Below are 10,165 nucleotides of genomic sequence, written 5' to 3'. Positions count from 1 at the left end.
CATTTGCATCGCCTGCGTGATCAGCTGCTCTGTCATACTCGTATCCAGGCTCCAGCCAATAATACGACGTGAATAGAGGTCCATGACCGTCGCCAGGTAGAGCCATTGGTGTCGAACCCAGACGTAGGTAATGTCCGTGACCCATTTCTGGTTGGGCCGCTCCGCCGAGAAATCTCTCCACAGTAAGTTGTCCGCCACGTTGTGCATCGTTAAGGCATGACCGCCGTAGTTAAACGCTTTACCGTTTCGCGCCACTATTCCCTGTTCCTGCATGATTTTGGCAATAAAGTTAACCGAGCACTTATGCCCGAGCGCATTAAGCTCCTGCGCTATTCTGGGCGCGCCGTAGGCAGCCTCAAACGCTTCAAAGGTATCTTTAACCAATGAGGTGACCTTCTCTTTACGAGCCTCGCGCTTGCTTTGTGGACCCTCTCGCCACCGGTAGAAGCCGGAACGATGAACACCCAGAACCTCGCACATCAAGCTGATACTGTATTGGCCCACGTGATCAAGGATAAGCGCGTACTTCACTCTTGGTCTTTCGCGAAGTACGCAGAAACCTTTTTTAAAAATTCCATCTCCCCTTTCAGGCGCTTGTTCTCCCGCTTGAGCTTACGCAGCTCTTCGCTCTCGGACTTGGAATAATCTACGCCATCGACGGAATTAAACTGTTTATCAGAGAGACGATTGAATTGTCTCTTCCAGTTCGAGATCTGTTGCGCGCTGATTCCCAGCTCTTGGGCTACTTGAGCCTGTGTAACGCCCGGCTTTTCTGAGCGCTTAATAGCTTCTTTTCGAAACTCTTCGGTGTAGTGCTGATGCTTTTTGCGTGCCATTTTGGACACCTCCATATAGGGCAAATATAACTATACAGGGTGTCTACTTTTTATGGGTAACTTGGTCAATTAACGCCCGCATAACTGCGTTTGAAAAGTTTTGGCTATAATAGCGAACGCAGTGAGCGAAGCCAAACTTTGAAAATCCAGTTGATGCGATTGTTATGTTTTGATCTACTTAAGTTCAACACCACAATGATTACATTTATGAACGCTAAAACCCGACCCTAATTTTTCATTGCATGCCGGACATTTCCAATACTTTGCAAAAAACCAAACATTAATTGCTGAACCAATCAATAACAACAGTGTTGCCGTATGTTGCGTAAGGCCCATAAAAGATTTTTGGTCAGTAAACAAAAGTACAACCGAGGGTATAAAAATAAATACGCAAAAAACTCTTATGAGATTAAGTTTTTTATTGATTGCCTTAAATTTGTTTTTAACAACTAGATTGTCCATTAATCACCATAAAAACATAACGCTCGGTTTAGGGGCGGCTGTAGCGAAGCGTAAGCCGTCCCAGCCGCACGTTTTTTGTGCGGCCTAACTAAAACCGCTTGTTAACCACTTGCGGATACTGCCGAGGACTTTTCCCCGCTTTCACGCAAAGTGGCCTTGTGTTTAATCTCCCTTAGCCTCTTGGAACCGATCATAGCTACCATCGCGACCATGGTTGCCATCAACACGATTCCTGTCGGTAGGATTACATCAAAGATACTGCCTAGCGGACCGATATCTTTGCCATCCAGCATGCGTGTAAACACCATGGCCATCGTAGCCATGGCTGCGGTCAGACCAAGAATCGAACTCATAGCGGACATCAGTCGCGCGCGATATTCACTCTCTGCAATCTTTTTCTCCGTAACCAATTCTTGAGTGTCATTAGTTTCTGGTTTTTCAGTAACCAAGTGGGCAAGAGTTTCGCAATACTCGTGCTTGGTCGAAGAGGAGATGAAGCTAGAATCAAGTATTTCCTTAATCAGCTCCTCCGCAATTTGCTTCGGCCGAAATACATCTGACCGGTTAACTCGGTATTTTCGTGCAGTTGCGTTTATCAGGGATGACAAAACTTCTTCGTTGGGTATATGCCCCTCGGAGATCCCCGGGCGAAGAGCGTATGTAACTTCTCGATTCACTGCCGCAACTTTCTGCGCGTACTCTCTGTCATCACGTCGCGAGAAAACAAACCGAGAGATTCCGGTAACAATCAAGCCGCTTAGGACACCTCCACCAATGCCCACGATCCAGGGATTACTGAGTAAGTCCACTAAAGGTTCCTTTCATCATTTGGTTAACAGCTTATTAATGTGCGAGTTGAAAAATACGCCTGGCAATGTATCTTCCCTAGAAAATTTTTAAAAAGTACTTTCAAGCTTTTGATAAATCTCAAACTTATGACCACTTGGCGTATTTATTTCAGTGTGTAAAGAAGCCGTCTTACTTTCACACTGGCAATGTATCACTCTTACTTGAGAGTCTTAGCTTTACGCGCTAAACAGCTGAACAGTATCGCTTTTGTTTCAGCCATATCAGCCAAACTGGAAAAACAAAGTGAGCCGGCTCATTTTCTACGGCAACACTGGTTTTGATAACCAAAACCAATCGCTTAGAACACGCCATAGCGTGCCTGAAAAAAGTATGGGATTTCAAAACAGAAGGGAGAAGTGCTCGCACATCAGTCCCGATGCACTGTTTACCCTACCTTTCCACTGGCCCGACTGTGGCCCTAATGCGACTTAAAAAAGCCGAACAACACCACAAAACACTTGAGGAAAAGAGTGCCATAAGTTAACTCGTTTGACAACGGGTTAACGTCTGATGTCGGACATCTGACGCTCGACGAAAAATAATGATCAATCTGTGATAGCGCTACGAAGTGTCGCTGTTGCCCCGTTTACATCTAGGCCGATTGGAATGAGGGGTGAGGTCTAGCGTTTGCAAAGCACTGCTTTGCGCGTAACCGAACGACAGCGGCTGTGCTTGCTGACCGGACGCTTCGCGCCGCAGGGCCAGATGTTGGACGAGGTTTTGAGGTGAAGGGAATCACTAAGACCCAAAGCATTCGCTGCGCTCACGGGGCCAGCTTTGCCGTGGACGCATGGATGCGCAGGAACAGCGACGGTACTTTTGGCCAAGACCAAAAGTACCTCATAACGCCCGGCGACTCGGGCATACAAAAAGCTCACCCAGCAGGCGAATCGCCACCACTAAAAGATCAAAGCTTTGATCAAAGCACCCACTCTAGCGCCACAGAAGGCAACACCTACCCTACTTGTTTTTGCTCAAGCCGCCTCAAAATCCAGCGGATGAATCCCCTCCAAATTAACCGTGTTGCGGGCCACCCATAGATCATACATATCTTGCATAGCCAGCCAGCTCTCAGGAGAACGCCCAAGAACCTTGGATAACCGAAGGGACATTTCAGGGCTAATACCGCTGGCGCCTTTGAGCAACCGAGACAATGTAGAAGGTGAAACCCCCAGGCTGGCCGCAAGCTGACGCGAACTGATGCCATAAGGCGCTAGGTAAACGTCCCGAATAAATTCACCAGGATGCGGCGGATTATGCATAGACATTAGTGATAATCCTCATAATCAAGAATGTAGGCATTGCCGTCCTCAAATTCGAACGTCATACGCCAATTTCCGTTAACACGTATCGACCACCGCCCTTTACTTTGCCCCTTCAATGGGTGAAGCCCGAAACCCGGGATATCCATATCGTCTATTGAGGTGGCGGTATCCAGAGCTACCAGCTGCATACGCAGCTTCTTAGCGTGATCTTGCTGTATGCCAGAGGTACTGCCAGTCGAATAGAAGCGCTTCAGTCCTTTGTGGCGGAATGATTTGATCATGAATCAATCATAGCATGTTGCGCATCACGCAACAAGCAGATTGAACCTAACGCGGTAACAGACGTCCGGCCACAGTTTACTGTGGCTTACACAATTATTTTGTTTGAGCTCATGATAGCAACACGATGGCTGGGTACACCAAGGCGCCCCAAACACAAAAAACTAGCACCGCCCCTAATATGGCTACAACTCGGAGAGCAAGATCGCTTTTAGGTGATATACCGTAGCGGCGCAATAACAGCATAAATAGCGTTATGGAAAACACCAAGCTAACAGCCATATACATTAAACCCACAGTGCTCGCCACTTCGGTGTAGCTCAACTTCGAGGAGACCAGAAGAACAACACAAAGACCTAACGTTGCGATACCCGAAAACCCGACAACGCTTGTTACGGTAAATTTCCACATACTGACCATAAAGCTCTAGCAGCTAATTCAAATGATAGTGTCGAATTCTCGGAGCACGCGAGGCCAGATAAAACAAATCTGTCCAATTATCAGCGTGGCACCCCCGGGGCCCCTGCGAATGAGCCGAACGAAGGTCTATTTTTGTGGATAAGCAAACAGGAGAAGGTGAATGCCGAAGGCAGAGAGGCCGGCCTGGGTCGCGTTTGCGCAAGTATCGCCGCGCCATGGACAAGGTGAATTGCGCAGCAAGAGAGGGTGCCCTGGGGTACGGCGCGTCGATACGGCCCTCAAAAATTGGCCGTAGTAAGGGCACCCGAAAGGGCCATTCGCCGGGGTGGGCTGTTGATGTGAAGGGATTCACAAATGCAGCGGGCGCAGGGAAGCGCAGGAGCTGCCTTTTCGTTAGTTTTCTTTGCCCAAACAAAGAAAAGTGACTCGCCCGCCCGGCGACACGGGCAAACAAAAAGCCTAAAACCAAGGCTTTTTATACATCACCACCCCCGTCAAAAGCGCATCCCGCAGCCTGTGCGCTTCGGCCTTTGGCAAACACACCAAACTCACCTTGCCATCCGCCCCCAGTACTTGCAGATCGCACAAACCCACCCAGCGCTTAAGCGGTGTTTCGCACACTTCAATTTTTTGTAGCTTGCCCACCGGCAGCCATTGCTCGCTAAAGCCAATAAACCCACTGCGCCAGGCAAGCCACTCTCCGTTGTAAAAGTAGCCCTTTTGTCGCCACAAGCGGCGGTTGATTAAAAACGCCAGCGGTAGCAGTAACAAACCCAGCAGCGCCCAGGGGCCGAAGGCAATAGCGAACGCCGCGCTCAAAGTACAAATCAGTGCTGAATAAACCACAAAGGGAAAGCGCCAGCTAAAGCTGTGCACGCGCCGCCAGCGGGCCGCTGGCATGTTTAACTCATCGCGCAGTAGCAACCAGTTAAGCCAATCGACTACCGGCACCAGAAAGTGCTTGTCTTGCGACTGGGCCGTTTGCACGGCAACGCCGCCACCAGCCTTGCTGATGTGCACGGTGTAGCGCTTTAAACACTTGGCGATTAACCCCTGAGTTAAGGTGACTTTTTGCAGCTTGTGCGTTTTAAAGCCGCGGGTGCGAATGGTGGTGAGTCCGGCGCGGCTTTGATAGCGCTCGCCCACGCGGGTTAATTCGTAATTCCAAAAGCGAAATAGCGCCAATATCACCGACAGACCAAACAGGAATGTTGTACCCACCAGCACCGCAAACACCGCCAACACCACGCCGATGGAAATAGCGAGATTGGTGCTCAGCCAGTCGAACAATGAATACCACTGCGAGGCCTCAAGCTGCGTGAGTGATTGCTCGAACACGGGCCCCAAATATTGACCCAAAGGTGCCGCCAGAGGCGCTAAGTACAACAGCGAATTATGCATTAAACCGTAACGAACAATTTCTGCGGCGTTTAGATTTAGATGATAATCCGGCGTGGTTTTGCCTGATGTTCTCGTCTCGCTATCAAACGTTTGCGTATCACTTTTGGCCTGTAACTGCTGCTCTAAAATATTTTTTCGCAAAGACTCCGCCAGCGCAATGGGTATGCCCGGCACGTCTACCTCTTGTTGCGAAGAGCCCGCGCTTTCCAACCCCAGGGTGGCAAGGTTAAAGGGGCGAAAGTAAAACGGGTGAGCAATATCCGCCTGCTGCACTCGCTCAAAATCCAGACTCAAACGGGTGCGGTTAAACACTCCGCTGCGCAGAGTCAGGCGTTTTTCTTCAATGGCAAAGCTGAAAAACCACCAGTGCAACACCACCCCCAGCAGCACCAGACAAATCACGGCGGGAATACCCCAGGTGAGAAACCACTGCCGTACGGACTCACCCCCAGCCACCAAGGGAATAAGCGTGGGCCACAGGTGCACCAGGGCGCGTAGGCTTTTTAACGCAAAGTACACCATGGCAATGGGCGAAGCGCGCTGCCAGGCTAAGGCCGTGGCGTCAGTGGGCGGCATGCTCGGTCTCCAATTCTTCGGAAACTATGCGCTCGGTCAAATACTGCTTTAAACGGTGCGCCTCGTCGGTTGGCAGGCCCGGAATTTTTATGTCTGACTGATAACCACCGGCGGTGTACAGCACAAGCTTGCTTAAGCCGTACAAGCGCTCAATAGGGCCTTGAGTCACTTCAATGTGCTGAACGCGGTTGGTGCCAGCGGATACGGTTTTGTGCCACCAAAAGCCGGTGCGTTTGTGAACGTCCAGCTCGCGCAGTAAATACTGGGTGTGATGCACCCTGCGCGGCACCCACACCGCCAGTAAAAATAAGGCTAATACCACGATGGCGGCGGCAAGCATTTTGGCGGGCGTGCGCAAATGCTCAAGGTCGAATGCGATAACCAACCCAAGCCCTACCAGGGGAATCACACAATACAACAGCACTGTCCAGCGCAGCACGGCGCGATAGGATGGCGAGATGGCAGACCAGGGCTCACGATCAAGCGGCGGGAGTTGTTCGGCGGTGACGACCGCGTCTTGTAGGCTCATAAACACATTCCTTGATTATTATGAGGGTATCTTATCTGAAATATGAGAGCCGCGTATGGTGGGTTACGCGGCCGGTGGTGAAAGTTTAAAAATCGTCAAACATCTGAATATGGTAACCGCCATCCACGGCTTCACTCATGGCTTTGTCAGCGGCCAGTACGCGCTCATCCGCCAGCAGCGAAGGTGCGACCGTTTTGCGATGGTTGATTTTGATATCGGTAAAGCCCGCGCGCATCAAATAAATTTTGCACAACTGCTCGGCGCCGAACATATCCGCAAAATGGATGTACACAATAAACGGCACTTGTTGGCCCTGTTTGACATCTTCGTCGATGTCTTTACGGGCTGTGGCGTCGGCAGAGAATATAAACATAAAAGCCTCAAAATGATGAGAGAAACGGGTGACGGTTTAACGGAGAACAAAGCGTTCCGCCCTCCGTTAAACCGCTTCTAATTACACCGTAATAATCACTCGCACGGCATCCAGTTTTAAGCTGGCGTGGTCTAAGCATTCCAAACTGGTGGCCAGACGCGTGTGCAGGTAATTAACTTCGTCCTCGCGGATATTGGGGTTTACCTTGGCCAGGTCTTGCAGGCGTTCAATTTCACGACCTATGTCGGCGGTGGCCAGCGCTTTGGCATCACTCACTTGCTGGTCGCGCAGCGGTGCCACTTGGGCTTCGGCCTGATCCAACAGTTTAGAAATTGGCGCGCGACTGTGGCGAACCAGCTCTTGGGCACTGGCGCGCGGGACTTTTTTCAACAGCTGGTGCAGTTTGTCCGCTCCCAGCACCTTGGCAAAGTCTTTACCGTTGCTGTCTAACAATACCCGAACCAGAGGCTCGCGGATATAGCGGTTTAACTGCAACTCGGACGGTGCCGGGCTGTACAGACAGAATACCGCCTCGACCATTAACGTGCCGGGCTTGAGCGGCGGCAGTTTAAGTGTGGCAACGCCGGTATTGCCGTATTCGGTATCGGCAATTAACTCCAGGGTGCCGCGCACCAGTGGGTGCTCCCAGGTGAGAAAGCTCATGTCGTCGCGTGACAGTGCTTGCTCTCGATCAAAGGTAACGGTTAAGCCGGATTCGGGCAAACCCGGGTAAGGGTCAACCCGCATGTGCTCGCCCGGGTGCAGTACCCAGGCGTTTTCGCTGTGGCGTTCGTAATCCACATTAAAGCTGTCCAGCGCGCGCATGATGTATTCGGGCAGGGCCGGGTCGGCATCTTGCTCGCTCAGGCTATCCACCAGCGCCTCGGCTTTACCGGGACGGCAGGAGTTTAACTCCAAGAGCTTGTCACGCCCGGCTTGTAGCTCGGCGTTCAGCTTATCAGCATAAGCGCGGGTATCATCGACCAGTGCGGTAAAGTCTTCGCCCTCGCCTTGCAGAGCATTTAACAGGCGCGGCTCAAACTCAACATAGGCGCTGTGGCCAATGGCGCAGGTGTGCTCAAAGGCGTTAATGCCCTCGTGATACCAGCGGGCGAGTTTTTGCTGCGCGGTAGGTGCATCGCTAACGCTGTACACGGGCAGGTGCAGATGGATATCCCCCGCCTGACCAATGCGATCCAAACGGCCAATGCGCTGCTCTAATAAGTCGGGGTTCAAAGGCAAATCAAACAAGACTAAGTCTTGCGCGAACTGAAAGTTACGCCCTTCGCTGCCGATTTCGGAGGCAATTAACACCTGAGCGCCCTCTTCCATGTCGGCAAAGTAGGCGGCGGCGCGGTCGCGGGCAATCAGGTTCATGTCTTCATGGAACACAGACGAGGCAATGCCGTGGCGCAAGCGCAAGTACAGCTCCAGCGATTGCGCGGTATCACTACTGGCGCAAATCACTAAAATTTTCTGCCCGCGCTTTTCTTTAATCAGGTCTTTTAACCAGAGCACGCGCGGGTCATTCAGCCACCAGTCGCCCTGGGCTTGCCAGTAGTCTTCGGGGTGCAGTTGCGCGCTCACGTCCATCGCCGCCAGCGCTTCGCCGTCACCAGCTTCCAGCTCAAGTTCGTAGGTGTGCAGATGGCGCTCGGGGAAGCCCGCTACCGCATGACGGGTATTGCGCAATAACACCCGGCCTGTGCCGTGACGGTCTAACAGTACACTGATCAACTCATCAATAGCGGCCGCTAACGAGTTATTAGTGGCCTGCTGTTGCAGCGCCTGGAGCTGGTGCTGGTCTAAAAACTCAGCCAGCTCCGTTTGGATATCGGCAGGAATATCGCCGGTTTGTTCGCTCTCGCTCGGGCGCAGCGCCAGTAATCTTTCTACCAGATCACTGAGCGGGCCGTAATCGGCCTGTTCGCGGGTGAAGGCTTCCAGGTCGTAGTAACGATCCGGATCCAGCAGGCGCAGGCGGGCAAAGTGGCTTTCTACCCCTAGTTGCTCGGGCGTTGCGGTCAGCAGCAACAGGCCGCGGGCGCGCTGGGCTAAACGCTCTACGGCCTGGTACTCGGCACTGGCGGCATCCGGGCTCCAGGTTAAATGGTGGGCTTCGTCCACCAGCAGTAAATCCCACTCGGCGGCCTCGGCCTGCGCCAGACGATGTTCGTTGGCGGTAATAAAGTCCAGCGAGCAAAGCACCAACTGCGCCTGCTCGAAGGGGTTAATGGCGTCGGCCTCGGCTTCGTCCAGTAAAGCATCGCCGTCCAGCTCAAAGTCCATGATGTCGTCTTCGGTGTCTTTGCCCTCTAACGACAGGCAGCGCTCTTCATCCAGCAGAGTAAACGACAGGTTAAAGCGGCGCAGCATTTCCACCAGCCACTGATGCAATAGCGCCGGGGGCACAATAATCAAAGCGCGAGAGGCGCGACCGGTCAGTAATTGGCGGTGCAGAATCATGCCCGCTTCGATGGTTTTACCCAGGCCAACTTCATCGGCCAGCAGCACGCGGGGGCTGAAGCGTGCGGCCACCTGCTCGGCAATATAAAGCTGATGCGGCAACAGCGACACACGCGGGCCACCCAAACCGAAGGTGTCGGTTTGCTCTACCTTGTGACGCAGCACGCGGCTTTGGTAGCGCAGCGAGAAGTGGTTGCTTTTATCGATTTGCCCGGCAAATAAACGCTCGCGAGGGGTGGAGAACTGAACGTAGCTGTCCAGCTCAAATTCGGGTACCGCACGGGCTTCGCCGTCTTCGGTCAGGGTTTGGTACAACAGACAACCGGCCTGCTCTATAACCTCCTCAACCACCAGGCGGGTGCCGTCCTGATGTTTGATTTTCTCCCCTTCGGTAAAACGCACCCGACTTAAAGGTGCCTCTTTGCGCGAATAGGTTCGCCTTTCGCCCGCAGCGGGAAAGCCGATATCCACGGTAGAGCCATCCACCTGTAACACCACACCCAACCCTAACTCGGGCTCGGTATCACTGACATAACGTTGACCTAAGGTGACTTCTACCTGCGACACGGTAACCTCGCTGCTGTGATTTGGGCGCGCATCATACTGCGACTGGGCGGTAAACTAAAGGCACGGGCTTTTTGATTCATCCAACAGGTTAACAAAGCGCCTGGGGCGCCCAACACTGACCAAGTCGATTACCCCTAAACCA

The 10,165-nt window shown here is 52.3% G+C and carries 9 protein-coding genes; all 9 read right to left on the bottom strand.

All coding sequences use genetic code 11. The annotated features are described in order from the left end of the window. Positions 1–531 (bottom strand): IS3 family transposase (locus D568_RS19825; RefSeq protein ID WP_020209356.1); only part of this gene is annotated, 531 nt, incomplete at its 3' end. Next, a complete protein-coding gene (locus tag D568_RS0109450; RefSeq protein WP_020209355.1) occupies positions 528–836 on the bottom strand; it encodes a transposase in 309 nt (102 codons plus the stop codon). The genes D568_RS19825 and D568_RS0109450, both read right to left, overlap by 4 nt. Before the next feature lie 563 nt (positions 837–1,399). After that, on the bottom strand, positions 1,400–2,107 hold the full coding sequence (locus D568_RS0109440; RefSeq protein ID WP_020209353.1) for a hypothetical protein: 708 nt from the start codon (positions 2,105–2,107) through the stop codon (positions 1,400–1,402). A 1,014-nt stretch (positions 2,108–3,121) separates the two neighbouring features. After that, a complete protein-coding gene (locus D568_RS0109435; RefSeq protein ID WP_020209352.1) occupies positions 3,122–3,415 on the bottom strand; it encodes a HigA family addiction module antitoxin in 294 nt (97 codons plus the stop codon). Beyond that, the gene (locus D568_RS0109430; protein WP_020209351.1) at positions 3,415–3,693 is read right to left on the bottom strand and encodes a type II toxin-antitoxin system RelE/ParE family toxin; all 279 of its coding nucleotides are present in this window, start codon (positions 3,691–3,693) and stop codon (positions 3,415–3,417) included. Before D568_RS0109430 ends, D568_RS0109435 begins: the two co-directional genes overlap by 1 nt. Before the next feature lie 877 nt (positions 3,694–4,570). Further along, positions 4,571–6,088 (bottom strand): PH domain-containing protein, encoded by a 1,518-nt coding sequence (locus D568_RS0109420; RefSeq protein ID WP_020209349.1) that lies wholly within the window; start codon positions 6,086–6,088, stop codon positions 4,571–4,573. After that, positions 6,075–6,617, bottom strand: a complete 543-nt coding sequence (locus D568_RS21115; RefSeq protein WP_020209348.1) for a PH domain-containing protein — start codon at positions 6,615–6,617, stop codon at positions 6,075–6,077. The genes D568_RS0109420 and D568_RS21115 overlap by 14 nt, the downstream gene beginning before the upstream one ends. A gap of 85 nt (positions 6,618–6,702) precedes the next feature. Then, a complete protein-coding gene (locus D568_RS0109410) occupies positions 6,703–6,990 on the bottom strand; it encodes a hypothetical protein (protein ID WP_020209347.1) in 288 nt (95 codons plus the stop codon). Positions 6,991–7,071: 81 nt separating this feature from the next. Continuing rightward, positions 7,072–10,023 carry an RNA polymerase-associated protein RapA gene (gene rapA, locus D568_RS0109405; RefSeq protein WP_020209346.1) on the bottom strand — a complete coding sequence of 984 codons (2,952 nt, stop codon included), beginning with the start codon at positions 10,021–10,023 and terminating at the stop codon, positions 7,072–7,074. Positions 10,024–10,165 lie beyond the last annotated feature (142 nt).

It is taken from the genome of Gilvimarinus chinensis DSM 19667, from assembly GCF_000377745.1.
In the GTDB taxonomy this organism is placed as follows: domain Bacteria; phylum Pseudomonadota; class Gammaproteobacteria; order Pseudomonadales; family Cellvibrionaceae; genus Gilvimarinus; species Gilvimarinus chinensis.
The sequence above is the reverse complement of the archived record's forward strand: the minus strand, read 5'-3'. Positions and strand labels throughout refer to the sequence as shown.